Below are 25,130 nucleotides of genomic sequence, written 5' to 3'. Positions count from 1 at the left end.
CAAAGCGTGCTCTTTACTCTTGTGCAGGTTCCGGTACTTCTCCAGGGCGTTGATAGCGTACGCCGTCCGCGCGAGGTTCTTCGTAACGCTTGTTCTCATCTTCGGAAACAACCCCAAAGACCGTTTCCTGAGAGCCATCCGGCCATGTGTAAGTGGTACAGCCCGCCAGGCTCGACAGACCAAGAATAAAAACGAGACCAGACAGCGTGATACGACGCTTGGGCATGAAAAGCTCCCTGAAAATGGCACATGCTCATGAAAAAGGGTGACGACGAGTGCTGCGTAGTGTGAAGCGCACCGCCAATGCTCGCAAGCTAATTTCAATGGTGTCGATGCAGCGATGGAGATGATGGTCGGTGGCGGGCATGTTCACCTTGTGTCTATGCTGGGATATCAGTCAGGTGTCCTTGGAAAAGGACGCCTGGAAGACGCCCAGGCGGTTGAGTGCAGAAGGTGGATGGAGGGGATATGTGGTCAGTCTTGAAGTCGGTACTGGCAGCCCTGATCGGGGTGCAGAATGATCGGCAGCGCAGGCAGGACTTCTCCAGCGAGCGACCTGCGGCGTTCATTGTGACGGGGATCGTCGTCACGCTCCTGTTCGTACTGGCGATTGCCTGGTTGGCCAAGTGGGTCGCCGGATGAAACGTTGAGGCAAATCACGCAAGGTTTGCGTGACGAATGGTATTTGTTTTCTATACTGAGATTGACGTCTTAATCCTGCTTTAATAAAAGCATGGCGAGAACAACAATAATAACGGAGGTTTCTATGCCCCCAGTGTGGCGATGGCTACTACTTCCCTCATCGAGTCTTGCCGTCGCGTCAGCGGCGTCGGCCAATAGTTGGAATATGCCGGTGGGTGTCACGGACGTCAGCCGCGATATCTTCAATCTGCATATGACCATTTTTTGGATCTGCGTCGTCATTGGCGTCGTGGTGTTTGGCGTCATGTTCTACTCGCTGTTTCGCTATCGCCACGCCAAGGGAGCCAAAGCAGCCCATTTTCACGAGCACACCACGGTGGAAGTGGTGTGGACGGCCATTCCCGTGCTGATTCTGGTGGGTATGGCGATTCCCGCCACCGCTACGCTCAAGAACATGTATGACGCCTCGGAAGCCGACCTGGATGTGATGATCACCGGCCAGCAGTGGCGCTGGCGCTACGAATATCTGGGCGAAGACGTTGCCTTCAACTCCAACATGAGTACCCCTTGGGAGCAGATCCGTGGGCAGGAGGAGCAAGGAGAGCACTATCTGCTCGACGTGGACGAACCCCTGGTCTTGCCAATCAATCGCAAAGTGCGCTTTCTGATGACCTCAGACGATGTCATCCATTCCTGGTGGGTGCCCGAGCTGGCGGTCAAGCAGGACACGATTCCCGGCTTCATCAATGAAAACTGGGTGCAGATCAATACACCCGGTATTTATCGCGGACAGTGTGCCGAACTCTGTGGTGTCAATCATGGCTTCATGCCTGTCGTGGTACATGCCATGGAAGAAGAGGAATTCGATGCCTGGCTGGTAGAGCGGCGTGAAGCGGCCGAGCAGGAGGCCATGGGCGTCGACCGTGAATGGGAAATGGAGGAACTGATGGCCAGAGGGGAAGCGGTGTACCGCGCCATCTGTTCTTCTTGCCATCAAGCCGAAGGGCAAGGGGCGATGCCGGCCTTCCCGGCATTGGCCGGTAATGATCAGTTGATCGAAGACCTGGATTGGCATATCGACAGGATCGTCAATGGGGTCTCTGGTGCGGCGATGCCTGCCTTCCGGGCAACCCTGAACCCCGTTGAAATTGCCGCAGTGGTCACCTATACCCGCAATGCCTGGGGAAATGACACGGGTGAAACGGTACAGCCTGCAGCCATTGCTGAGCTGATAGCCCAATAACTCCACGTTTCTACCCATAACAACGAAAAGCAGGCGGAGAAGCTCATGGCGCCCCAACTACCCCCTCAGCATCCGTTGCAGCATAGCTCTACCACTCACGCTGGCACTCATGCCAGCGCCGGTTCTGCCCACCATGAGCATGCGCATCACCCGAAAGGACTCATGCGCTGGCTATTGACCACCAATCACAAGGAGATCGGTACGCTCTATCTGATCTTCTCGCTGACCATGTTCTTCATTGGGGGCATCTTTGCACTGGTGGTCAGGGCAGAGCTTTTTCAACCAGGACTGCAGCTGGTACAGCCCGAGTTCTTCAATCAGATGACCACCATGCATGGCTTGATCATGGTGTTCGCAGCCGTCATGCCTGCCTTCACGGGACTGGCCAACTGGATGATCCCGCTACAGATCGGAGCGCCTGACATGGCGCTTCCTCGGCTCAACAACTTCAGCTTCTGGCTGCTGCCCGTCGCCTTCACGCTCCTGCTTTCAACACTCTTCATGCCGGGCGGCGGGCCCAATTTTGGCTGGACCTTCTATGCGCCCTTGTCCACCACCTACGCGCCACCCTCCACGACCTTCTTCATCCTGGCCCTGCACATAGCCGGTATCAGCTCCATTCTGGGGGCGATCAACATCATCGCCACCATCCTCAACATGCGTGCCCCCGGAATGCGCATGATGGACATGCCGCTGTTCGTCTGGACATGGCTCATTACCGCTTTCCTGCTGATTGCCGTCATGCCCGTGCTGGCGGGGGTGATCACCATGATGCTCATGGATATCAATTTCGGCACCAGCTTCTTCGATGCCTCGGGGGGCGGTGACCCGGTGCTGTTCCAACACCTGTTCTGGTTCTTTGGCCACCCCGAGGTCTACATCATGATTCTGCCAGCCTTCGGTATCGTGTCGGCGATCATTCCAACCTTTGCGCGCAAGCGTCTGTTTGGCTATGCCTCCATGGTGTATGCCACGGGAGCCATTGCGCTGCTGTCGTTTCTGGTATGGGCGCACCACATGTTCGTGGTGGGCTTGCCGTTGGCGGCAGAGCTCTTCTTCATGTACACCACCATGCTGATCGCCGTGCCAACCGGCGTGAAGGTATTCAATTGGGTAACCACGCTATTTCGAGGCTCCATCAGCTTCGAGCCACCCATGCTGTTTGCACTGGCCTTCGTGGTGCTGTTCACCATCGGTGGTTTTTCCGGGCTGATGCTGGCCATTGCACCGGCCGACTTTCAATACCATGACACGTACTTCGTGGTCGCTCATTTTCACTATGTGCTCGTGCCGGGGGCCATCTTTGCCATCATGGCAGGCGTGTACTACTGGCTGCCCAAATGGACCGGCCACTATCCCAACGAGCGTTTGGCTCAGTGCCATTTCTGGTGCTCGATCATTGGGGTCAACCTGACCTTTTTCCCCATGCATTTTGCCGGGTTGGCGGGCATGCCCAGACGGATTCCCGACTATGCGCTGCAGTTCGCCGACTTCAACCTGCTGTCCAGCATCGGTGCGTTCTTCTTCGGTTTCTCTCAACTGCTGTTCGTGCTGGTCGTCGTACTGTGTGTCAAGGGGGGTAAAAAAGCCCCGGCCAAGGCTTGGGAAGGGGCTGAAGATCTGGAATGGAGTGTGCCTAGCCCGGCGCCACTGCATACCTTTGAGACGCCACCTGTCTTTCAGCGCCATCAGGCACATGATTAGTCATGCGTAGTCGGGGGAGGGCTCCAAGATGGCCATCAGCAGTGCAGAGCAAACGGTAGCCGTTCGGCGTACGGTCATTCGCACCACGGCAGTGCTGGTGGGAATGTTTGCCTTCGCCTTTGCCTTGGTCCCGCTTTACGACGTTTTCTGCCGTATCACAGGGCTGAATGGCAAGGTGGATACGACCGCCCAGGCCATCGTTCACGAAGAGGTGGACACGTCGCGTTTCATCACGGTCCAGTTCATTACTCGTGGCAGCGCGGGGTTGCCTTGGCAGATGAGTGTTGCCACGCGCCAGATGCGTGTGCATCCCGGGCAAACTGCCGAGGTCGATTTCACGTTCACCAATAATAGCCAAGCCCAGAGCTGGGGGCGTGCCGTGCCTAGCGTATCGCCTTCCAACGCCACGACACACCTTCGCAAGGTCAGCTGTTTCTGCTTTCAAGAGCAGCAGTTGCAAGGCCAGGAGCGGCTGACCATACCGCTGGTATTTCAACTCGCCCGGGATCTGCCAGCGGACATCAATACGATTACGCTGGTGTACACCCTCTATCCCGTTCATCACGTCGCACTGAGTGACCCTTATGACAATGCCTCAGGAGGCAGCATATGAGCAGCGGCAGCTATTACGTACCTGCGACCAGCCGGTGGCCAGTATTGGGCTCGATTGCGCTGGGTGTGATGATGATCGGTGCCGGTATTCAACTGGTCTATGGCACCGGTATGCCGGTCTTGGCGGTTGGATTGGTGGCCGTGGTGGCGGTCATGGGTCTCTGGTTCCGAGATGTCGTGCATGAGTCGATGGGCGGTTTGTACGATGCCCAGATGGATCGCTCGTTTCGCTGGGGGATGGGGTGGTTCATTTTTTCGGAAGTGATGTTCTTTGCAGCTTTCTTCGGGGCGCTTTTCTACGTCCGAACGTTTGCGCTTCCGTGGTTGGGCGGTGAGGGTGCCAAAGGTGTATCGGCGCTGCTATGGCCTGGTTTCATTCCCGAGTGGCCGCTGTTGAACCCTCCTGATGCCGCCGTGTCAGGGCCCCATGGCGTGCTGAGCCCATGGCAGTTGCCGCTGGTGAATACGTTGCTGCTGGTCACATCGAGCATCACCCTGACGGTCGCTCATGAAGCGCTCAAGCTGGGTTATCGAGCAACATGTCGGAATTGGCTGGCGGCAACGGTCGGTCTGGGCATTTGCTTCATCGTCATCCAGGGGGTCGAGTACTACGAAGCCTACCACCATTACGGGATTACCCTGGAAGCCGGTATCTTTGGCGCGACTTTTTTCATTCTTACGGGCTTTCATGGTCTACACGTGATCATTGGCACACTGATTCTGGCCACCATGCTGGTCAGAATCATCAAGGGACATTTCGCCAATGAGCAGCATTTTGGTTTCGAAGCTTCGTGCTGGTATTGGCATTTTGTCGATGTGGTGTGGGTAGGGCTGTTCATCTTTGTCTATGTGCTTTAGTGCGTCAGCCCAGTTCGCCGGACCAAAAGCCGAAAATGAGCAATGCCATGAGCAGACAGCCCAGGCCGACACGCCACTTCAGCGAGGTCAGAAGGCGCCGTGAAGCGCCGTGGTCTCGCAATAAAAAACCAGCACCTGCGGCGAGGCTGGCCACCATGCCTATGAATACCAATGCGATCAGTAGCTTGAGTGCCATGCGTCGACGCTCCCGTGTTACCTTGCGGTTATGTGTATGGGGTTGTTTTTGGACCGTGGTGGTCGTTGCTGGTGTGCTGTTAGGACTATGGCAGTGGGAGCGTGCTGCTGACAAGCAGCGATCGCTTGATCAGCGTGCCGCAGCCCCCTCCCTGGTGTCACCGGTCAGTGAGCCCGTCGAGGGCGCCACGTTGCGCCTGCAGGGCGAATATCTGGCGGCGAACACGCTCTATCTCGATAACCGTATCCTCAATGGCCGCCTGGGCGTTGCCGTGCTGACCCCCTTGCGTGACGAGCATGGCCAGCTCTGGCTGATTCAACGTGGGTTCATGGAGACCGGTAGCAGCCGAGAACCACCGGTTTCAGCGACACCAGCAGGCCTGGTGCAGGTCATCGGCGAGTGGCAGGTGGCGCATTCGGATGGTCTCGTCTATGGCAATAATCTGGAAGGGGTGAGGCTGCAACGGCTCGACCTGGCTCCCTGGACGTCCGCACTTGGCGAGTTCCGTTTTGCCGGATGGGTGCATGCTCAGGAGGGCGATGGTGTCTTGACTCCCTGGTGGGAAGCCAATGTCGTGCCACCGGCTCGTCATCAGGCTTATGCGTTTCAGTGGTGGGGCCTGGCGTTGGCGGCTCTGGCGGTAATGCTGATCGGGGGCCACCGCCTCATGAATGACCCTCGGGTCGCGAGAATCAGGAGTTAACCCGATGTCCTCCAGCGCAAAGCGTTTTCCTCGTCTTATCCTGATGTTACTGTTCGTTGCGTTTGCCGCGCCGGTGGTGATCGCATGGGTCATGGTGACATGGCGCATCGGTATACCTTCCCATTACATCGCTCATGGCGATGTTTCCGTGACTGCACCACCACTGGAGGAGTGGCCACTAACGTCTAGACTTGAGCCTGGTGAGCAGTGGATGCTGGTGTTCGAGTGCGTGGAGCCCTGTGAAGCCAGACAGGATGAACTATGGCGTTTGCACCGCGCGCTCGGACGGGAGGCAGGGCGCTTGCAACGCATCAGGATAGGCGGCGACTTGCAGATATTGCCTGGGGAGGCGGCTACGACATGGCACACCTTGCCCACTTGGCGTGGTGAGCAACGAGTCTGGGTGCTGGACCCCGCAGGCCGCCCAGCGCTGGCCTATCACACAACGGCCACTGCGTCGGACGTGCTCAAAGATATCAGACACTTGTTCAAAGTGAATGCTCAGTAACTTTCTCCCGGCGACTGAACAGCCGTAAGGACACGTGATGATTCATTCCGATAAGCACCGTTTGCGCCTGCTGGTAGCGTTGAGCCTGGCAGGCACGCTATTGACGGTGCTGGTCATTCTGGTAGGGGCCTGGACTCGCTTGGTGGATGCTGGGCTAGGGTGCCCCGATTGGCCTGGTTGCTATGGGCGATTGCTGGTGCCTGATAGCGAGCATGCGGCACTGCGTCATCCGGATGTGCCGCTCGACCCGTTCAAGGCCTGGGTCGAGATGGGGCACCGTTATGTCGCCAGCTTTCTCGGGCTGCTGGTGATCGGAACGCTGCTTCTGGGGTGGCCATTGAGGCGCCGAGAAGGCTACCCGTGGAAGGTAAGCGTCGCGCTACTGGTAGTGATCCTCATCCAAGGCGCGTTTGGCGCATTTACCGTGACCTTGAAGCTCTGGCCACAGGTGGTCACGCTGCACTTGTTGGGCGGGCTGAGTGTGTTGATGCTGTTTTTCTGGCTTCATCTGCGTATTCGGCGTTCGGCAAAAGGGGTGTTGGCGCCTCCCCGAAAGCCAAGCCTGCTTTGGCTGCTGGCTGGGGCGGCGCTGGTGCTGCAATTGGCACTGGGGGGCTGGGTAACGAGCAATTATGCCGGCATTGCGTGCCAAGGGTTTCCCACCTGCAACACCCAGTGGTGGCCTGAAATGGATTTGAGCGAAGGGTTTCATCTGACCCAGACCGTGGGGCCCAATTATTTGCATGGTCAACTGCATGCCGATGCGCGCACTGCCATTCACGTGGTACACCGTTTAGGTGCGTTGCTGCTGGGTGTCGTGCTGTTGGCGCTCTGGTGGCGCTATCGCCGCCAGAGTGAAGTCGTGGGTGCCTTGTCCATGGTCGTGTTGCTGTATGTGTTACAGGCAGGGTTGGGGGTTGCCAATGTGCTGCTCTGGCTGCCTTTGTGGCTGGCGTTGCTGCATACCGCTGGCGCCGTGCTGTTGTGCCTGGGGCTGGGGTGGGCCTGGTGGCGCTACCGTTACATGGCTGAGCGATCATACGCAGAGCAGGCTCTCGACGGCCAGCCGTCATACGCGCAAGCCCGGTAATCCAATGGTTGACCTTGAAAACAATAACAATCCATCAGGTGATCACTATGCGATACGCAACACTGGATAGCACCTTGCCTGCAGTGCGCTGGGGAGTATTGAAAGAGCTGGTGTTACTGTGCAAGCTCAACGTGGTAGTCGTCATGTTGGTATGTACGGCCGTAGGCATGGCGCTATCGACACCAGGGGTGCCGCCACTGAAAGCGGTCATCTACGGCCTTCTGGGGGTCGGGTTGGCCTCCAGCGGGGCCGCTGTGTTCAACCATATCATCGACCGCCATCTGGATGCTGTGATGACGCGTACGTCACGGCGGCCACTGGCGGCACATCGCTTGCCTGTCTGGGGGGCAGTGCTATGGGCCGTGGGGCTCTCGGTGGCGGGCATTGGACTGCTTGCCTGGCAGGTAAATACGCTAGTGGCTGCGCTGACGCTGGCATCCTTGGTGGGTTACGCCGTGCTGTATACCGCGTACCTTAAGCGTGCCACGCCGCAAAATATCGTCATTGGTGGTGTGGCAGGGGCCTCGCCGCCGCTGCTTGGGTGGGTCGCTGTGACGGGCAGCGTATCAGCAGAGCCCTTGCTGCTGATGTTGATCATCTTCGTATGGACACCGCCGCATTTCTGGTCGTTGGCTATCCACAAGCGTGACGATTACGCCCGAGCTGGCATCCCCATGTTGCCCGTGACCCATGGCGTCGTCTTTACGCAACTGCAGATCTGGCTCTACAGCTGGTTGACGGTTGCCGCATCACTTTTGCCGGTCGTCGTCGGGATGAGTGGCTGGGTCTATCTGGTGATTGCCGTAGCGCTCAATGCGCGGTTCATTTATTGGAGCTGGCGCGTATGGAAAGGGGATGACCAAGAAGCGCCGCTGCTTGCCTTCTGGTTTTCCATTCGTTACCTGCTGGGACTGTTTGGCGCGCTCTTGTTGGACCATTATACTTTCCTGCTGCCCTCGGCCCTTGGGTAGCGAGGACGAGCAAATGACAAAATTGGTCTACGCTGTAGAAAGCGGCGTACAATTTTCGTTAAACTATTTCACGGCTGAATGAAGAGGTTTCATGAGCTCTACCGTTGCACTACTGTTGCTGGCTGTCGCGTTGATGGTGATTGCCGGGCTAGGGGGCTATGCGTATTCCCTGCGCAAGGAAGTAAAGCGTCGGGAAGCTTTTCGTATCGAGGAAGAGCAGCGTGCTCAGCAGAACAGCCTTGAAAACCTGGATTACGTCGTAAGCGCGCTGGTGCAAGAGCAGGTGGATATCACCGAAGGCTCTTGGCGGTGTAAGGTACTGCTGGAAATCGTTGATCCTAGCCTTGCAGAAAGGCCAGAATTTCAAGCATTTGCCGAAGTCTACAACCGGACGCGGCATCTCAAGACCCACTCTGATCGCAAGCAATTGACGCCCCGAGAGCGGATGCGTGAAGACAAGGAACGGCTCGAAGTGGAAGCTGAAATGCGACCTGCGGTGCTTGCCGCTGCCGCTGCTGTGATCCAGTGGCGAGCCAAAGGTTCCAAGGCGTTACACTGATTTTTAGTGTCATTGGTGTCAGCTTTGCTATGCTAAACACGTCGGTATTGGCAAGGAGTTGATATCACGGCATTGTTGCCTTCTAACGCTGAAACGTTAATGATAGGCACCTCGTTCGATTTCATGATGCGCTCCGGCGCCCATCCTGAAGAAGAACAGCGAAAAATGGATGCTCTCGCTAAAAGAAGCATTAGATAGATTTGGTCACAGACCATATCAGCATTGGATCAAGAAGGAGTCTTGCATGAAAAAATCAACAACTGGCTTGCTAATCGGTTCTGCCCTCGTAGTAGGCCTCTCTGGCTGCGCCAGCTCTGCCTCTCAGTCTTCTGGTCAGGCGAGTGCAAGCAGTGACCGTAGCTGGTACCAGCATCCCGCCGTATGTGGACTTGCTGGCGGCCTGATCGGTGGCAGCATTGGCTACGCGACTAGCGGCAGCTCTGACGAAGAAAGCGGCGCTGCCACTGGCTTCGCAGCTGGCGCTGCCATCGGTGGCCTGCTGTGTGCCGACCACACCCCTGAGCCGGTTGCACCGCAGTGCCCGAGCTATGGTGAAGTGCCTGCAGGCGTGGCAGTTGACGCTGAAGGCTGCCCGCTGGACTCAGACGGTGACGGCGTGCCGGATTACCGTGACCAGTGCCCGGGTACCCCTGCTGGTGTGGCAGTAGACGCCAATGGCTGTCCGCTGGACTCCGACGGTGACGGCGTGCCGGATTACCGTGACCAGTGCCCTGATACCCCCGCTGGCGTTGCCGTGAACGCGCTGGGTTGCCCGGAAAGCCTGGTGCTGCGTGATGTCAACTTCGAGTTCGACTCCGCACAGCTGACTGCCAATGCGCAGCAAGTGTTGAACGGTGTTGCCGAGCGTCTGGTCAACAACCCTGACGTACGTGTCAGCATCGAAGGCCACACCGACTCACGTGGTACTGCCGAGTACAACCAGAACCTGTCTCAGCGTCGTGCCGAGTCCGTGGCTGCCTACCTTGCCCAGCGTGGCGTAGAAGCTAACCGCATGCGTGCTGTAGGTTACGGCGAAGAGCGTCCTGTTGCGACCAACGACACTGACGAAGGTCGTGCGCAGAACCGTCGCGTAGAACTGGATGAGTGGAACTAATCACTTGCCGGTATGATGCTCCTTGACAGGCCACATGTGTGGCGCTGAAAGAGAGTAAATGAACGGGAGGCCATGGGCCTCCCGTTTTATTTTATGAAGTGCCAAAGTCTGTTAGGCTGTCGGCCGGTTTCGAGCCCGTTTTTCTACCGTTGATAGCGAAATGTGATCCCTGGTATGGATCACCACTGCGCTCAAGGAATATTTGAATGCCCATAGTGACACTGCCTGACGGCAGCCAGAGAACATTTGATAGCCCCCTTTCCATCATGCAGCTGGCAGAGTCCATTGGTCCTGGTTTAGCCAAGGCCTGCGTGGCGGGCAAGATCGATGGGGTGCTGGTGGACGCAGCGGATATCATCGAGCAGGATGCCGATGTTTCCATCATCACGGCGCGGGATGACGAGGGGTTGGAGATCATCCGCCATTCATGTGCCCACCTGATCGGTCATGCCGTGAAGCAGCTCTACCCCAGCGCCAAGATGGCGATTGGCCCGGTTATCGATGATGGTTTCTACTACGATATCGATTTTGGTCAATCCGTGACGCCAGAAGATCTGGAGGCGATCGAGAAGCGCATGCAGGTGCTGATTGACCAGGAGTACGACGTAATACGTGAATACGTCGATAGGGACAAGGCCATGGCCACCTTCGAAGAGCGTGACGAGCCCTACAAACAGGAAATCGTCCGTGATATTCCGGAAGGTGCTGCGATTCGCCTGTATCATCATGAAGAGTACACGGACATGTGCCGGGGGCCGCACGTGCCGAATACCCGGCACCTGAAAGCCTTCAAGTTGACCAAGCTGGCGGGCGCTTACTGGCGCGGCGACGCTTCCAACCCGATGCTCACGCGTATTTACGGCACGGCTTGGGGCGATAAGAAACAGCTCAAGGCTTACTTGCAGCGCTTGGAGGAAGCCGAGAAGCGTGACCACCGTAAATTGGCGCGCAAGATGGACCTCTTCCACCTGCAGGAAGAAGCTCCCGGTATGGTTTTTTGGCATCCCAATGGCTGGACCATGTACCAGGCCTTGGAAGAGTACATGCGTAACGTACAGCGGGCGCATGGTTATCAGGAGATCAAGACACCCCAGGTGGTCGATCTCTCGCTGTGGAAAAAATCAGGCCACTGGGGGCACTACAGTGAGCTGATGTTCACCACCGAGTCCGAAAAGCGTGAGTACGCGGTCAAGCCGATGAACTGCCCTTGCCATGTGCAGGTGTTCAACCAGGGGCTGAAGAGCTACCGCGACCTGCCTTTGCGTCTGGCCGAGTTTGGCAGCTGCCATCGTAATGAACCCTCTGGTTCACTGCATGGTCTGATGCGGGTGCGTGGGTTTACCCAGGACGATGCGCACATCTTCTGTACCGAAAAGCAGATTCAGGCAGAGGCCGAAGCGTTCATTGCGCTGACGCTGCAAGTCTACAAAACGCTTGGATTCGACGAGGTAGAGCTCAAACTGTCCACGCGTCCTGAAGACTTCCTTGGCGAAGCAGAAATGTGGGATCGAGCCGAGCAGGGCCTGGAAGCTGCCTTGAATGCCACGGGACTTGCGTGGGAGTTGCAGCCAGGCGAAGGGGCGTTTTACGGTCCCAAGATCGAGTTTGCGCTGCGCGACTGTCTGAATCGAGTATGGCAGTGCGGTACCTTGCAGTTGGACTTCAATCTTCCGGGCCGCTTGGGTGCTCAGTATGTGGATGAAGACGGTGCGCGCAAGACACCGGTCATGCTTCATCGTGCCATTCTGGGCTCTTTCGAACGTTTCCTGGGTATTTTGATTGAGCACTATGCCGGTGCTATGCCATTATGGTTGGCCCCGCAGCAAGCGGTGTTGATGACGATTACCGATGCACAGCGCGATTTTGCTCTGGAAGTAGAGCGTCGGCTGCAAAAAAATGGCTTGCGGGTCAAGGCGGACTTGAGGAACGAGAAGATCGGCTTTAAAATCCGTGAGCATACATTACAGAAAGTTCCCTATCTCCTGGTGGTAGGAGATAAGGAAGTAGAAGCTGACTCAGTGGCCGTGCGTACTCGCAGCGGCGAAAATCTCGGCACCATGACCATCGACGAATTCATCGAAAGGTTCAGTGAAGAGAGAGCAGCCCTGGCGACATCGTCAATTGCCTAAGGAGACAGAGCAATCAAGCGAAGCAATCAGCGCGGGCGTCCACAAGATAAACGCCCACCAATGAACGAGCGGATTACCGAAGAAGAAGTACGTTTAATCGATGCCGAAGGCGAGCAGTTGGGTGTTGTGCCCACCTCCGAGGCTCTTGAGCGTGCAGAAGCGGCAGGTCTGGATCTCGTGCAAATCTCGAATGCCGACCCCATCGTCTGCAAGATCATGGACTACGGCAAATTCGTTTTTGAGACCAAGAAGCAGAAAGCGGCTCAAAAGAAAAAGCAGAAGCAAATCCAGGTCAAGGAAGTCAAATTCCGTCCTGGCACCGACGAGGGCGACTATCAGGTCAAGCTTAAAAACCTGATTCGCTTCCTGGAAGGTGGTGACAAGGGTAAGGTCACATTGCGCTTCCGTGGTCGTGAAATGGCGCATCAGGACATCGGTCGCAAGCTGATGGAGCGGATCGCGGCAGACCTGGAAGAGATCGGAGCGGTGGAGTCTTTCCCGAAAATGGAAGGCCGCCAGATGATCATGATCCTTGCCCCGAAAAAGAAGTGATCCAACGGCGTTGTTAACGGGCCAGCGCATTTGCGCTGGTCGGCCCTGGGTTTTCTAAAAAATATCGAGCGGAGTTATCTCATGCCGAAAATCAAAAGCAACAGCGGCGCTGCCAAGCGCTTCAAAAAGACCGCTAACGGCTTCAAGCACAAGCAGTCTTTCCGTAGCCACATCTTGACCAAGAAGTCGACCAAGCGTAAGCGTCAGCTGCGTGGCATGAAGCAAGTGCATGCTTCCGACAAAGCGCTGATTCAGCGCATGCTGCCGAACCTGTAAGGTCGAATTTTCTTATCTGAGCACCGTCTCAGTCATAAAGTCAGGAGTGTGTTATGACCCGTGTTAAGCGTGGCGTAGTTGCCCGTCGTCGCCATAAAAAAGTTCTGAAGCAGGCCAAAGGTTACTACGGTGCCCGTTCGCGTGTTTTCCGCGTAGCCAAGCAGGCTGTCATCAAGGCCGGTCAGTATGCCTACCGTGACCGTCGCAACCGCAAGCGCCAATTCCGCGCTCTGTGGATTCAGCGTATCAACGCTGGTGCACGTATCAACGGCATGTCTTACAGCCGCTTCGTAGGTGGCCTGAAGAAAGCCGGTATTGAAATCGACCGTAAAGTATTGGCCGACCTGGCTGTACACGAGAAAGCCGCATTTGCTGCTATCGTGGAAAAAGCCAAGGCTGCCCAATAAGGCACTTTTCACTGGGCTAGCCCAGCGTGAAATGCCCGTGGTCATTTCAGTGTGACCCATGCAGGGGAAGAGCAGCCGCTCTTCCCCTGTTTTTTTGTCACCTTCAACATGCCTGCCATCCCCGTGGATGGAGCCGCTTAATTCGGAGTGAAATCGGATGGACCACCTTCCTACTCTGGTGTCTGAGGCCCGCGAAGCTATCCAGGCTGCGCAGAGTGTCTCGTCGCTGGATGAGTTGCGCGTACGTTACCTGGGCAAGAAAGGCGAAGTGACTGCCTTGCTGAAAGGGTTGGGTAAACTATCGGCCGAAGAGCGACCTGCCGCAGGTGAGCAGATCAACCAGGCCAAGCAGACCCTGTCGGCGGAAATCGATAGCAAACGCCAGCAGCTGGAAAATGCTGCCCTGGATGCGCGCCTGGCAGCAGAGCGCATCGATGTCACTCTGCCAGGGCGTGGGCAAGCCAGCGGAGGGCTGCACCCCGTGACGCGAACGCTGGAGCGTATCGAGGGGCTGTTTACCAGAATTGGCTACGATGTGGCGGTAGGGCCTGAAATCGAAGACGACTACCATAATTTCGAAGCACTCAACATTCCTGCCCATCATCCTGCGCGCGGCATGGCGGATACGTTTTACTTCGATGCGACGCGGTTGCTGCGTACCCATACCTCGCCGGTGCAAGTGCGTACCATGAAGAGTAGCGAGCCGCCCATCCGGATTGTTTGTCCGGGGCGCGTTTATCGTAGCGATTCCGACCTGACCCACACGCCCATGTTCCACCAGGTGGAAGGGCTGCTGGTGGATGAGGGCGTCAGTTTTGCCGACTTGAAAGGCACTATCGAAGACTTTCTGCAGGCGTTTTTCGAGCGTGACGACTTGTCAGTTCGCTTTCGTCCTTCCTACTTCCCTTTCACCGAACCCTCGGCGGAAGTCGATATTCAGTGCGTGATGTGCAGCGGTGAAGGGTGTCGTGTCTGTTCTCACAGTGGCTGGCTGGAAGTCATGGGTTGCGGCATGGTGCACCCTGAGGTGTTTCGTCATTCGGGGATCGATACCGAGCGCTATACCGGGTTTGCATTTGGCATGGGCGCCGAGCGTCTGGCCATGTTGCGCTATGGGGTCAATGATCTACGCCTATTCTTCGAGAACGATTTGCGCTTCCTGCGCCAATTCACCTGATACTGCTGCTTACGACGGGAAAAATTATGAAGTTTTCAGAACAGTGGCTGCGTGAATGGGTTGCTCCGCAGTTGGATGCGCAAGCCATTGCCGATCAGATCACCATGGCGGGGCTGGAAGTCGACGCGGTCGAGGCCGTTGCTGCAGCTTTCAGTGGTGTCGTCGTTGCCGAAGTGTTGACTAAAGAGAAGCACCCGGATGCCGACAAGCTCAATGTGTGCACCGTGGATGACGGTACCGGTGCGCCTGTCCAGGTGGTGTGTGGTGCCGCCAACGTGGCAGTCGGTCAGAAAATTCCTTTTGCCCAAGTCGGGGGAGTGCTGCCGGGCGACTTCAAGATCAAGAAGGCCAAGCTGCGTGGTGTCGAATCCAATGGCATGATCTGCTCGGCATCCGAGCTGGGTTTGGAGGAGGAAACCTCGCCAGGCATTCTGGTGCTCTCCGAGGCAGCTCCGGTCGGCGTCAGCTTCCGCGAGTACATGCAGTTGGACGACATGACCATCGAGGTCGATCTGACGCCTAACCGCGGTGATTGCCTGAGCATCAAAGGGTTGGCGCGCGAAGTGGGCGTGCTGAACAGACTGTCTGTCAGCGGCCCGCAGATTATGCCGGTGCCCGCCACGATCGACGATACCTTCCCTGTGCGCGTGGACGCCGCAGAGCAGTGCCCCCGCTATCTGGGTCGTGTCATCAAGGGTGTCGACGTACAGGTGGAAACGCCGCTATGGATGGTGGAGCGGCTGCGCCGCAGTGGTGTGCGCTCGATCGACCCGGTCGTCGATGTCACCAACTACGTCATGCTCGAGCTGGGCCAGCCGCTGCATGCCTTTGACCGCGACAACCTTCACGGCAGTATTTGTGTGCGCATGGCGCAGCCGTCAGAGCGACTGACCTTGCTGGACGGCCAGGACGTAGCGCTTCGTCAGGATACGCTGTTGATTGCTGATGAGCGTGGGCCCCTGGCCATGGCTGGTGTCATGGGTGGGGAAAACTCTGGCGTCAGCGAGAAAACGCACACCATTTTCCTGGAGTCTGCATTTTTTGCACCGCTAGCGATTGCGGGCAAGGCTCGCTCTTATGGCCTTCATACGGATGCCTCGCACCGCTACGAGCGTGGGGTGGACCCTGAGTTGGCCAGTAGCGCGATCGAACGGGCGACTCAATTGCTGCTGGAGATCTGTGGTGGCCAGGCTGGCCCGGTTACGGAAGCTGTTCACCAGCAGGCAATACCTGCACCGAAGACCATCATGCTGCGTGAAGCACGACTCGAAGCAGCGCTTTCCAAGCAGCTGCCAGGTGATGAGGTGAGCGATATCCTTGAGCGTCTGGGGCTGCAAGTGGAGCGCTTGGCGGAGGGTTGGAAGGTCAAGGCAGCCAGCTGGCGTTTCGACATTGCCATCGAAGAAGACCTCATCGAAGAGGTCGCCCGTGTGCATGGTTACAACAATCTGCCCGTCCGCCGACCAGCCGCTCGCCTGGCGCTGCGTCCTGCCAACGAGTCGACCCTGACGCTGGCGCGTCTGCGTAACCAGCTGGTGGCTCGTGGTTATCAGGAAGCGGTGACGTATAGCTTCGTGGCGCCAGATCTTCAGGCGGCACTGCTGCCCGACGCCGTATCACCCGTATTGGCCAACCCGATTTCGGCGGATCTGTCCGTCATGCGAGCCAGTCTGTTTCCGGGGCTGGTGAGGGCGCTGGAGCACAACCTCAATCGCCAGCAATCGCGTGTTCGTCTCTTCGAGACGGGTCTGGTGTTCAATGGCCCGCTGGACGATCTTTCTCAAGTGCCCATGATGGGGGCGCTGGTGTGCGGTGGTCGTGAAGCAGAAGGCTGGAGTGGCGGTAAGGCAGCCGTCGACTTCTATGATCTCAAGGGTGACCTTGAGAGTGTGCTGGCACTTGGGGGGGCTGCAGAAGATTGGCGCTTCGAACCTGGCGAGCACTCGGCTTTGCATCCGGGGCAGACGGCCAAGGTGCTGCATAAAGGGAAGCCGGTTGGCTGGATTGGAACGCTGCATCCTCAGGTGCGTGCCAAATTGGGCCTGAAAGTGGATGCCGTGTTGTTCGAAGTGCGACTGGATGCCCTGAGTCAAGGTGCGGTTCCCGCCTTTGAACCACTTTCCCGCTATCCAGAAGTGCGCCGCGATCTGGCGTTCACGGTCAAGGAAGAGACGCCAGTGCAGGCGCTGCTCGACTGTGCGAAGTCTCAGGCGGGAGAAAGCTTGAAAGACATCAAGCTGTTTGATGTCTATGCTGGTAAGGGCGTTGCGGAAGGTCACAAGAGCATTGCGCTGGGCTTGACCTGGCAACACGCATCGCGCACGCTAAATGATGAAGAAATCAACCAGTTGGTTGATGCCATTGTGACTACCGTGCGTACCGAGCTGAACGCTGATCTGCGCGGTTGATGACGCCATGCCATGACATGACGCTTACCACGATCCTGGCAGTGCGTTGCTACACCGTTTGCTACATGGAGGAGCCTTATGGGTGCGTTGACCAAAGCAGAGCTAGCAGAGCATTTACATAGCGAGCTGGCGCTGTCAAAACGAGAAGCAAAAGCGATGGTCGAAGCTTTTTTCGAAGAGATTCGCGCTTGCTTACGTGAAAACGAGCAAGTGAAGCTATCAGGATTTGGTAATTTCGACCTGCGCGACAAGCGTGAGCGTCCAGGGCGCAACCCCAAGACCGGAGAGGAAATTCCGATTTCGGCGCGCCGGGTAGTGACCTTCAGGCCTGGTCAGAAGCTCAAGCAGCAGGTAGAGCGGTATGCGAGCGAAAGTGGTCTTGGCAAGCCGGATTAGCCTTGACCACCCATGTCGAAAAGGAGTGCTGGACAGCACTCCTTTTTTTATGGCTGGAAGATTAGAAAGGCTACAGGCCTTTCCCTTCGATCAACCAGGTGATGATGACTTTGATGATGTAACCCATCATGCCTGCGCCGAGTACGACGAACAGCATGATCGTGCCGAATTTGCCTGCATTCGACTTTTTGGCCAAATCCCAAATGATGAAGCACATGAACACGATCAAGCCGCCGATCATGATAGGGGTGATCCATGTCTCAAAGGCTTGCTGCATAAGCGCTCCTGCAGATAGAAGATGTAAGAGTAGAAGGAAGAAGGGCGTGAGCAACGTGCGCGGCTTTTGCCAGTCGTGTTAATATTTGACCAAATTCATCAGGTATTTGTCGACTGAACATTGTGAACCGGGAGTAAGCAATGCCAAAGATGACGATTGTGGTGGGCACCATGTATGGCGGTGCCCTTGACGTAGCCGAGCAGGTCAAGCCGCTGTTCGAGAAGGCGGGATATGCCGTAGTGGTGTCTGAACAGCCCACGTTGACAGACGTGAGTGGAGATAATGACCTGACGCTGTTTTGTTTGTCGACCACCGGTAGTGGCGACTTTCCTGGCAATATCGTACCGTTCGTGCGCAGCCTGAAAGACCAGTCACCTTCGCTCACCGGTCTTCGTTACGGACTGATCGCGCTTGGTGACAGCTCCTATGGCGATACGTTCTGCGGTGCCGGACGTGCACTGGACGAACTGCTGACATCGTTGGGCGCTCAGCGTCTCGGGGAGCGGTTGGAAGTCGATGCCATGGAGACCTTCATGGCCGATGATGCTGCAGTGCCGTGGGTGGAAGAGTGGATCGTGGCTCAGCAGTTGAAGGTGGCGTAACCATGCAGTCAGCGGCTCACTCTCCTGAACGGGTAAGCATTGCCATTGGCCTGTGCGTGGTCATGTTGTCTGCTTTGCCGCGCTATCTGGTGGGCGGGCATGAGACTCGTCAAACGCTTATCGTCATGGCCCTGGTGCTGGTGGCAGGGGCGGCTGCGGTGCAGTGGAAGATGCTTCCCGTCGAAGCTCGTCAGCAGTTGCCAGCGCTGCTCAAGCGCCTTGGTGTCATGATGTTCTTGGGCGCCATCATCATGGGTGGTTGGCATGCGCTGTTCACGGCATGGATCAGTTGGCAGGAGTTCATCTCCCATGCGGCCACCTGTGGGCTACTGTTGCATGCCGTCACACTTTGGTGGCGTTCGCGCGCTTGAAGTCGTGCAAGCATTGTAATACGCCTGTTTTGATGCCCGAACCCTTGAAATTGAGGGGCTAGCCCCCATCTTGCGAGCATGGCGCTTGCCTCCTTGCGTCAGGGTTCTTAAAATCGCCCTCTTGAATCAATTTTACGTAATCAACCCAACGCCCAGCCGCTAGAGGACAATTCATGCAAGTTTCCGTCGAGACGACCTCCCAGATCGAACGCCGTATCACTATTCAAGTGCCGGCAGCAGAAATCGATGGGGCCGTCAGCGCTCGCTTGAAAGAGACTGCGAAAAACGTTCGCCTGAACGGTTTTCGCCAAGGCCGGGTGCCGATGGCCGTTGTTAACCAGCGTTACGGCGACAGCGTGCGCAATGAAGTGGTTGGCGAAGTCATGCGCGAGCGTTACGTGCGCGCCATCACCGAAGAAGGCCTCAATCCTGCTGGCTTCCCGCAGATCGAGCCAAAGGTAAACCAGGCGGGCAAAGATCTCGAGTTCGTCGCGATCATGGAAATCTACCCGCAGGTCGAGCTGGCCTCCATCGAAGGTACTGAAGTAGAGCGTCCGGTCGTCGCTGTCAATGATGCCGATGTCGACGAGATGATCGACACCCTGCGCAAGCAAAACGCTGCCTGGGAAGAAGTTGACGCTGCCGCTGCTGACGGTGACCAAGTCACCATCGATTTCCAAGGCTTCCTGGGCGACGAGCCGTTTGAAGGTGGCAGTGCAGAAGGCCACGCGTTGGTCATCGGTTCTAACAGCTTCATTCCAGGTTTTGAAGAGCAACTGATCGGCGCTAAAGCAGGCGAAGAAAAAACCATCTCCGTCACTTTCCCAGCGGATTACCAAGCCGAGCATCTGGCCGGTCAAGACGCCACCTTCAAGGTGACCGTTCACAAAGTAAGCAGCCAGAAACTGCCGGAAGTTGATGCTGAGTTCATCGAGCGTTTCGGTGTGGAAAACGGCGATGAAGCCAAATTCCGCGCTGAAATCAAGAAGAACATGACCCGTGAAGCGGCACAAGCCGTGGATAACCGTGTCAAGCAGCAGGTGCTGGATGCGCTGAAGAAAGCCAACGACATCCCCGTGCCGAGCGCACTGGTGCAGCAGGAAACCGACGCCATGAAGCGTCAGGCAGCACAGCAGTTTGGTCTGGGTGAAGACTTCGACGTCAGCCAACTGCCCAATGAACTGTTTGCCGATCAGGCCAAGAGCCGCGTGCAGGTTGGTTTGTTGCTGGCGGAGGTCATCAAGGCCAACGAGCTGGATGCCGACGATGATGCCATCAAGGCGAAGGTGGAAGAGCTGGCCGAGCAGTATCAGGACCCCTCTGAAGTCGTCGAGTACTACATGGGTAACGAGCAGCTCAAGACCCAGGTGAAATCGGCCATCCTCGAAGAGAAAGCGGTCGAGAAACTGCTGGAACAAGCGAGCGTCAAAGACGTGGAAATGTCTTATCAGCAGGCACTGGTAGCTGCCCAGCAGCAGGCTGAGCAAGATGAGACCGCTGAAGAAGGCGAGCAGGCGGGCGCCTGATTCTCATCGAGTCGCGCACCTGTTCTCAGGTGCGCTTTTCCCTTAACGGACGCAAGGAATCACCCGAATGAGTGAGTTTGATATTCAAAACGCCGGCGGTTTAGTGCCCATGGTGGTGGAGCAAAGCGCCAAAGGGGAAAGAGCCTACGACATCTACTCGCGCCTGTTGAAAGAGCGCGTCATTTTTCTGGTGGGTCCTGTAGAAGACTACATGGCCAACCTGGTGGTCGCTCAGCTGCTGTTTCTGGAGTCTGAGAACCCCGACAAGGATATTCATCTTTACATCAATTCCCCGGGTGGCTCGGTGACGGCAGGCATGTCGATTTATGACACCATGCAGTTCATCAAGCCCGACGTATCCACGGTGTGTATTGGCCAGGCGGCCAGCATGGGGGCGTTACTGCTGACGGCGGGCGCCGCAGGCAAGCGCTACTGCCTGCCTAACTCACGTGTCATGATTCACCAGCCGTTGGGCGGCTATCAGGGGCAGGCCTCGGATATCGAAATCCATACCCGTGAAATTCTCGGTATTCGTGAGAAACTGAACCAGATTCTGGCCCATCACACTGGCCAGGATATCGAAACGGTGGCCCGTGATACCGACCGTGATAATTTCATGAGCGCCAATAAAGCAAAAGAGTATGGCTTGATTGACGCAGTGCTGGATAAGCGTCCTACATCCTGATAGCGTAGTAGGATTCTGCTTTTCTAAGAGCTTTTCAGGCGGCGTTGGCCGCCTTAGTGACAGAGGTACACGAATGGCCGACGGCAAAGGCAAGGACGAAGGTGGCAAGCTGCTGTACTGCTCGTTTTGCGGTAAAAACCAGAACGAAGTACGCAAGCTGATTGCCGGCCCGTCCGTTTATATCTGCGATGAGTGTGTCGACTTATGTAATGACATCATTCGCGAGGAAGTTCTCGAAGCCGATGCCGAGAGCGATGAGGAGCGGCTACCCACGCCCCGCGAAATACGTCATACGTTGGACGACTACGTCATCGGACAAGACCGCGCTAAAATGGTGCTGTCCGTAGCGGTGTATAACCACTACAAGCGTCTCAAATCAGAGGTGCGTGAAGGCGATGTGGAGCTGGGTAAATCCAACATTCTCTTGATTGGTCCTACCGGTAGCGGCAAAACGCTGCTGGCTGAAACCATGGCTCGGCTACTGAATGTACCCTTCACCATTGCGGATGCCACTACGCTGACCGAAGCGGGCTATGTGGGTGAGGATGTCGAAAACATCATCCAGAAACTACTTCAGAAGTGTGATTACGATGTAGAGAAAGCCGAGCGTGGCATTGTCTATATCGATGAGATCGACAAGATTTCTCGCAAGTCGGATAACCCCTCGATTACTCGTGATGTATCGGGTGAGGGTGTTCAACAGGCGCTGCTCAAGCTCGTCGAAGGGACGACAGCGTCCGTGCCTCCTCAGGGTGGGCGTAAGCATCCCCAGCAGGAGTTCGTGCAGGTCAATACGGCCAACATCCTGTTCATCGTTGGTGGTGCTTTTGCCGGACTGGACAAAGTCATCCGTGATCGCGCTGAAAAAGGTGGTATCGGTTTCAATGCCAGCGTGAAAAGCAAGGAGTCCAGTCGGGGCGTGGGTGAGCTGTTGGCCGACGTCGAGCCTGAGGATCTGGTGAAATTCGGCCTGATTCCCGAGTTCGTGGGTCGTCTGCCTGTCATCGCCACGTTGACCGAGCTCACCGAAGATGCCCTGGTACAGATCCTCACGGAGCCCAGGAACTCACTGGTCAAGCAGTACGCCAAGCTGTTCGAGATGGAAGGCGTGGAGCTGGAGTTCAGGGATGAGGCACTGCGTGCTGTGGCTGCCAAAGCCATGGAGCGCAAGACCGGAGCTCGTGGTTTGCGCTCGATTCTGGAGTCCGTGCTGCTGGATACCATGTATGAAATCCCTTCTCTGGAAGGCGTCAGCAAAGTGGTCATTGAAGCGTCTGTCATCGCCGGCGAGAGTGAGCCGCTGCTGGTCTATTCCCAGCAAGAGGCTGCCCGGGTTGACGGCACCGATGGCTAACCGCCCGAGGTTCCGCGCGGTCTGATGACCACCGCGTGCCAATCCAAGGGGTCGCCTAGGCGGCCCCTTGTTGTTCATACGTCTTGTATCATGAGCTGCTTGGCAAAGTATCCGGCTTGAATGCCGTTCAAGTACTCATCCGAAATTGAGGAACGTCTGCGATGCAGCAGAATGCCGATCAGACACAATGTCTACCCCTGTTGCCGCTGCGGGATGTGGTCGTGTACCCGCAGATGGTCATTCCGCTTTTCGTGGGTCGCGAAAAATCCATTCAAGCGCTTGAAGCCGCGATGGAAGCGGACAAACGTGTATTGCTGGTGGCTCAGCGTGAAGCGTCTCAAGATGAGCCGGACAATACGGACTTGTATGCCATGGGGACCGTGGCAGACATCATGCAGCTACTCAAATTGCCTGATGGCACGGTGAAAGTGCTGATCGAAGGCAGCTTTCGTGCGGATGTCGTCCGTATCGAGGAGAGCGAGGCTGGTTACACCCAGGCCCATCTTCTGCCCCGCGACAGTGAGCCTCTGACCAGTCGTGAGCAAGAAGCACTGGTTCGTGTCCTGCTCAATCAGTTCGAGCAGTACGTCAAACTGTCGAAAAAAGTGCCCAACGAAGTGCTTAACTCGCTGTCGGGCATCGAAGACCCTAGCCGTTTGGTCGACACCATCTGCGCCCACCTGTCGCTGAAAATTGGTGACAAGCAAGAGCTGCTCGAAATGGATCGCGTACGCGACCGTATTGAACACCTGATGGCGCTGATTGAGTCTGAGATTGATCTGCTCCAGGTCGAGAAGCGCATCCGCTCTCGGGTCAAGGAGCAGATGGAAAAAACGCAGCGTGAGTACTATCTCAATGAGCAGATGAAGGCCATCCAGAAAGAGATGGGTGAGTTGGACAATGTGCCCAATGAGGCCGAGAAGTATGAGCGTGCCATTCAAGAATCGGGTATGCCGAAAGAAGCCTCCGACAAGGCGATCCAGGAGCTGAACAAGCTCAAGATGATGTCGTCGAATTCTGCCGAGGCTACCGTGGTGCGCTCCTACCTGGACTGGCTGATTGCCGTGCCCTGGAAAAAGCGCACTCGTGTCAAGCATGACCTGGTCAAAGCGCAAGAAGTGCTCGATCAAGACCACTATGGTCTGGAAGAGGTCAAGGCGCGCATTCTCGAATATCTTGCGGTGCAAAAGCGCGTTCGCAAGATGCGTGGCCCAGTACTGTGTCTGGTCGGCCCACCTGGCGTTGGCAAGACCTCTCTGGGGCAGTCCATCGCCAAGGCGACCAACCGCAAGTACGTGCGTCTGGCGCTGGGCGGCGTGAGAGACGAGTCCGAGATTCGCGGTCATCGCAGGACATACATTGGCTCTCTGCCTGGCAAGTTGATGCAGCGGATGAGTCGGGCAGGGGTCAAAAACCCTCTGTTCCTTCTCGATGAAGTCGACAAGCTGGGCATGGACCATCGCGGTGATCCGGCCTCAGCGCTGCTGGAAGTGCTGGACCCAGAGCAGAACAACAGCTTCAGCGATCACTATCTGGAGCTGGACTACGATCTTTCCGAGACGCTGTTCATCTGTACGGCCAACTCGATGAACATTCCCGGGCCGCTGCTGGATCGTATGGAAATCATTCGTCTGCCGGGCTACACGGAAGACGAGAAGCTGGCCATTGCCAAACGCTACCTGCTGCCCAAACAGTTGGAGGCCAATGGCCTGAAAGACGAAGAGCTGGCGTTGGAAGATGATGCCTTGCTAGAGCTGGTGCGCTACTACACCCGCGAGGCGGGAGTGCGCGAGCTGGAGCGCCAGATCGCCAAGGTGTGTCGTAAAGTGCTGCGCGAAAGGCTGGAAGCGGAGCGTACTTCGGGCACCAAAGCCGGGAGCCAGCTGCAGGCGAAACAGGTGCTCCTGGCCGACGATATCGAGACCTACGCTGGCGTGCGTCGCTATAGCTACGGTCTGGCCGAGCAAGAGGATCAGGTAGGGCGCGTGACGGGGCTTGCCTGGACCTCGGTAGGCGGTGAGCTGCTCAATATCGAGTCCGTCGTGACGCCTGGCAAAGGGCGTCTGCACAAGACCGGTTCACTGGGCGACGTCATGAAAGAGTCGGTCAGTGCGGCACAGACCGTGGTCAAATCACGGGCCGTTGCCTACGGTATCGATCCTCAGCGCTTTGAGAATGAAGATCTGCATATCCATGTGCCCGAAGGCGCGACGCCCAAGGACGGACCTAGTGCGGGTATCGCCATGGTCACTGCCATCGTGTCGGCCTATTCACTGCGTCCGGTTCGCTGTGACGTGGCCATGACCGGAGAGGTCAATCTTCGCGGTGAGGTACTGCCCATCGGGGGATTGAAGGAGAAATTGCTGGCGGCTCGCCGCGGTGGTATAAAGACCGTCCTGATCCCTGAGGAAAATCGCCGAGATCTCAAGGAAGTGCCGGAAAATATCAAAGGAGCACTTGATATTCGTCCCGTGCGATGGATAGATGACGTATTGGCCGTTGCGTTAGCCGAATCGGTGGACGACAAGGCCGCGTTGAAAGCAGCGGATAAGTCGTTCAGTACCAATGCTGTTGCAAGCACCCATTAAGTGTTAAAGCAGTCCTGCTTTAATTTTGCTTAATAAATTTGCCCAATGCCTTGAGCGACGGGCATTTCACGGCACGGTTGCTTGACAGGTGTTTCAAGGCATTGCTATAAAACGCAGCTATGCTTTGAGGTTGTTGCACTCGGTGACCGTGCCGTTCAGAGCCATTTTTTTGAAACAGTCAA

27 protein-coding genes are annotated in these 25,130 nt (G+C 56.6%); 24 read left to right on the top strand and 3 right to left on the bottom strand.

Annotated elements, in window-relative coordinates; translation table 11 throughout:
* Positions 1–13: 13 nt before the first annotated feature.
* Positions 14–226, bottom strand: coding sequence for a hypothetical protein (locus tag RVM26_RS06910; protein WP_039181880.1), 213 nt, complete (start codon positions 224–226; stop codon positions 14–16).
* 242 nt (positions 227–468) lie between these two features.
* On the opposite strand from RVM26_RS06910, the gene RVM26_RS06905 reads away from it, so the two are divergent.
* The 5 genes from RVM26_RS06905 (at position 469) to RVM26_RS06885 (ending at position 5,059) form a co-directional block, all read left to right on the top strand.
* The gene (locus RVM26_RS06905; RefSeq protein WP_287808168.1) at positions 469–642 is read left to right on the top strand and encodes a DUF2970 domain-containing protein; all 174 of its coding nucleotides are present in this window, start codon (positions 469–471) and stop codon (positions 640–642) included.
* A 124-nt stretch (positions 643–766) separates the two neighbouring features.
* Positions 767–1,885 (top strand): cytochrome c oxidase subunit II, encoded by a 1,119-nt coding sequence (coxB, locus tag RVM26_RS06900; protein ID WP_287808167.1) that lies wholly within the window; start codon positions 767–769, stop codon positions 1,883–1,885.
* A gap of 45 nt (positions 1,886–1,930) precedes the next feature.
* Complete coding sequence (gene ctaD, locus RVM26_RS06895; protein WP_039181874.1) at positions 1,931–3,589, top strand: cytochrome c oxidase subunit I; 1,659 nt, start codon at positions 1,931–1,933, stop codon at positions 3,587–3,589.
* Between the two features lie 28 nt (positions 3,590–3,617).
* A complete protein-coding gene (locus RVM26_RS06890) occupies positions 3,618–4,202 on the top strand; it encodes a cytochrome c oxidase assembly protein (RefSeq protein WP_039181871.1) in 585 nt (194 codons plus the stop codon).
* Positions 4,199–5,059: a cytochrome c oxidase subunit 3 gene (locus RVM26_RS06885; RefSeq protein WP_039181869.1), complete on the top strand. Its 861-nt coding sequence runs from the start codon at positions 4,199–4,201 to the stop codon at positions 5,057–5,059. Before RVM26_RS06890 ends, RVM26_RS06885 begins: the two co-directional genes overlap by 4 nt.
* Before the next feature lie 4 nt (positions 5,060–5,063).
* Here RVM26_RS06885 and RVM26_RS06880 read toward each other — a convergent pair whose 3' ends face one another.
* Positions 5,064–5,255: a DUF2909 domain-containing protein gene (locus RVM26_RS06880; protein WP_039181867.1), complete on the bottom strand. Its 192-nt coding sequence runs from the start codon at positions 5,253–5,255 to the stop codon at positions 5,064–5,066.
* Between the two features lie 55 nt (positions 5,256–5,310).
* On the opposite strand from RVM26_RS06880, the gene RVM26_RS06875 reads away from it, so the two are divergent.
* From RVM26_RS06875 to RVM26_RS06815, 13 genes are all read left to right on the top strand, one after another.
* Positions 5,311–5,958: an SURF1 family protein gene (locus tag RVM26_RS06875; protein WP_313955446.1), complete on the top strand. Its 648-nt coding sequence runs from the start codon at positions 5,311–5,313 to the stop codon at positions 5,956–5,958.
* A gap of 4 nt (positions 5,959–5,962) precedes the next feature.
* Positions 5,963–6,466 carry a redox-active disulfide-containing membrane protein gene (locus RVM26_RS06870; protein WP_498941491.1) on the top strand — a complete coding sequence of 168 codons (504 nt, stop codon included), beginning with the start codon at positions 5,963–5,965 and terminating at the stop codon, positions 6,464–6,466.
* Between the two features lie 37 nt (positions 6,467–6,503).
* Entirely contained in the window at positions 6,504–7,556 is a 1,053-nt protein-coding gene (locus tag RVM26_RS06865) for a COX15/CtaA family protein (protein WP_498941490.1), read from the top strand.
* Positions 7,557–7,603: 47 nt separating this feature from the next.
* On the top strand, positions 7,604–8,527 hold the full coding sequence (locus tag RVM26_RS06860) for a protoheme IX farnesyltransferase (protein ID WP_498941489.1): 924 nt from the start codon (positions 7,604–7,606) through the stop codon (positions 8,525–8,527).
* A gap of 91 nt (positions 8,528–8,618) precedes the next feature.
* Positions 8,619–9,086, top strand: a complete 468-nt coding sequence (locus tag RVM26_RS06855; protein ID WP_287808159.1) for a DUF2489 domain-containing protein — start codon at positions 8,619–8,621, stop codon at positions 9,084–9,086.
* Positions 9,087–9,330: 244 nt separating this feature from the next.
* On the top strand, positions 9,331–10,200 hold the full coding sequence (locus RVM26_RS06850; protein ID WP_287808158.1) for an OmpA family protein: 870 nt from the start codon (positions 9,331–9,333) through the stop codon (positions 10,198–10,200).
* Positions 10,201–10,406: 206 nt separating this feature from the next.
* The gene (thrS, locus tag RVM26_RS06845; RefSeq protein ID WP_287808157.1) at positions 10,407–12,329 is read left to right on the top strand and encodes a threonine--tRNA ligase; all 1,923 of its coding nucleotides are present in this window, start codon (positions 10,407–10,409) and stop codon (positions 12,327–12,329) included.
* 12 nt (positions 12,330–12,341) lie between these two features.
* Positions 12,342–12,881: a translation initiation factor IF-3 gene (infC, locus tag RVM26_RS06840; RefSeq protein ID WP_081135803.1), complete on the top strand. Its 540-nt coding sequence runs from the start codon at positions 12,342–12,344 to the stop codon at positions 12,879–12,881.
* A gap of 81 nt (positions 12,882–12,962) precedes the next feature.
* Positions 12,963–13,157, top strand: coding sequence for a 50S ribosomal protein L35 (rpmI, locus tag RVM26_RS06835; protein ID WP_039181842.1), 195 nt, complete (start codon positions 12,963–12,965; stop codon positions 13,155–13,157).
* A 53-nt stretch (positions 13,158–13,210) separates the two neighbouring features.
* Complete coding sequence (rplT, locus tag RVM26_RS06830) at positions 13,211–13,564, top strand: 50S ribosomal protein L20 (protein WP_009097607.1); 354 nt, start codon at positions 13,211–13,213, stop codon at positions 13,562–13,564.
* Between the two features lie 157 nt (positions 13,565–13,721).
* Complete coding sequence (gene pheS / locus RVM26_RS06825) at positions 13,722–14,741, top strand: phenylalanine--tRNA ligase subunit alpha (RefSeq protein WP_039181837.1); 1,020 nt, start codon at positions 13,722–13,724, stop codon at positions 14,739–14,741.
* Positions 14,742–14,767: 26 nt separating this feature from the next.
* Complete coding sequence (gene pheT, locus RVM26_RS06820) at positions 14,768–17,149, top strand: phenylalanine--tRNA ligase subunit beta (RefSeq protein ID WP_498941488.1); 2,382 nt, start codon at positions 14,768–14,770, stop codon at positions 17,147–17,149.
* Positions 17,150–17,227: 78 nt separating this feature from the next.
* Positions 17,228–17,545, top strand: a complete 318-nt coding sequence (locus RVM26_RS06815) for an integration host factor subunit alpha (RefSeq protein ID WP_039181832.1) — start codon at positions 17,228–17,230, stop codon at positions 17,543–17,545.
* Positions 17,546–17,615: 70 nt separating this feature from the next.
* Here the strand turns inward: RVM26_RS06815 and RVM26_RS06810 are convergent, their stop codons facing one another.
* Positions 17,616–17,822 carry a DUF2788 domain-containing protein gene (locus RVM26_RS06810; RefSeq protein ID WP_498941487.1) on the bottom strand — a complete coding sequence of 69 codons (207 nt, stop codon included), beginning with the start codon at positions 17,820–17,822 and terminating at the stop codon, positions 17,616–17,618.
* Positions 17,823–17,962: 140 nt separating this feature from the next.
* Between RVM26_RS06810 and RVM26_RS06805 the strand changes: the two genes are divergently transcribed.
* The 6 genes from RVM26_RS06805 to lon all read left to right on the top strand — a co-directional run bounded on the left by RVM26_RS06805 (position 17,963) and on the right by lon (position 24,948).
* Entirely contained in the window at positions 17,963–18,424 is a 462-nt protein-coding gene (locus RVM26_RS06805) for a flavodoxin domain-containing protein (RefSeq protein WP_039181827.1), read from the top strand.
* 2 nt (positions 18,425–18,426) lie between these two features.
* Complete coding sequence (locus tag RVM26_RS06800) at positions 18,427–18,795, top strand: hypothetical protein (RefSeq protein ID WP_498941486.1); 369 nt, start codon at positions 18,427–18,429, stop codon at positions 18,793–18,795.
* Between the two features lie 173 nt (positions 18,796–18,968).
* Positions 18,969–20,321, top strand: coding sequence for a trigger factor (gene tig, locus RVM26_RS06795; protein WP_498941485.1), 1,353 nt, complete (start codon positions 18,969–18,971; stop codon positions 20,319–20,321).
* A gap of 67 nt (positions 20,322–20,388) precedes the next feature.
* Positions 20,389–21,006, top strand: a complete 618-nt coding sequence (gene clpP, locus RVM26_RS06790) for an ATP-dependent Clp endopeptidase proteolytic subunit ClpP (protein WP_016913935.1) — start codon at positions 20,389–20,391, stop codon at positions 21,004–21,006.
* A gap of 73 nt (positions 21,007–21,079) precedes the next feature.
* Positions 21,080–22,360, top strand: a complete 1,281-nt coding sequence (gene clpX, locus RVM26_RS06785; RefSeq protein ID WP_081135788.1) for an ATP-dependent Clp protease ATP-binding subunit ClpX — start codon at positions 21,080–21,082, stop codon at positions 22,358–22,360.
* A 161-nt stretch (positions 22,361–22,521) separates the two neighbouring features.
* A complete protein-coding gene (lon, locus tag RVM26_RS06780; protein WP_498941484.1) occupies positions 22,522–24,948 on the top strand; it encodes an endopeptidase La in 2,427 nt (808 codons plus the stop codon).
* Positions 24,949–25,130 lie beyond the last annotated feature (182 nt).

The organism is Halomonas sp. KM072, assembly GCF_050710315.1.
GTDB lineage: Bacteria > Pseudomonadota > Gammaproteobacteria > Pseudomonadales > Halomonadaceae > Vreelandella > Vreelandella hamiltonii.
The sequence above is the reverse complement of the archived record's forward strand: the minus strand, read 5'-3'. Positions and strand labels throughout refer to the sequence as shown.